This is a genomic window from Alcanivorax sp. HI0083, assembly GCF_001635175.1.
Genome location: NZ_LWFX01000665.1, coordinates 1 through 684, shown reverse-complemented (window position 1 = coordinate 684; position 684 = coordinate 1). Strand labels below are relative to the sequence as shown.

The 684-nt window shown below is 52.9% G+C and carries 2 protein-coding genes; both read right to left on the bottom strand.

The annotated features are described in order from the left end of the window. Window positions 1–42 precede the first annotated feature (42 nt). Complete coding sequence (gene rpsH, locus A3754_RS06640; RefSeq protein WP_063519146.1) at window positions 43–435, bottom strand: 30S ribosomal protein S8; 393 nt, start codon at window positions 433–435, stop codon at window positions 43–45. 31 nt (window positions 436–466) lie between these two features. After that, the coding region (gene rpsN / locus A3754_RS06635) for a 30S ribosomal protein S14 (RefSeq protein ID WP_063519145.1) at window positions 467–684 on the bottom strand (218 nt) is incomplete at its 5' end.

Here is a 684-nt window from a genome sequence, read left to right as displayed (position 1 = left end):
ACTCTAGACATTGTTGCACCTAACCTGTCTACGCCGCTTCTGTTAGGACACTTCGCAGATCAGCTCGCCACCAACATTGGCTTTGCGCGCTGCCCGGTCAGAAATAATGCCCTGATTAGTGGATACGATCATAACACCGAGGCCGTCTTTGACCTTGGGGATCTCACCAGCGGACTTGTAAACCCGCAGACCAGGACGGCTTACCCGTGCAATCTTCTCGATCACAGGGCTGCCTTCGTAATACTTCAGCTCAACCGTCATTACCGGTTTTTTATCGCCTGTCACTTCGTAACCTGCGATATAGCCCTCGTCCTTCAGTACTTTGGCAACAGCTTCCTTTGCTTTTGACGCAGGAATCTCGACCTGTACTTTCTTGGCCATCTGGGCGTTACGGATACGAGTAAACATATCCGCCAGGGTATCTTGCATGCTCATGCCGCAATCGCTCCGCTACCTAACTCTTGGCTTACCAGCTGGCTTTAACCAGACCGGGAACATCACCGCGCATTGCTGCTTCACGCAGCTTGATCCGGCTAAGGCCGAATTTGCGGTAGTAACCGTGCGGACGACCGGTGAGACGACAGCGATTACGCTGACGAACCGGAGAAGAATCGCGCGGCATTTTTTGCAGCTGAAGCTGAGCATCCCACTTCGCTTCAGGTTCTGCATTGGGATCCTGGATGA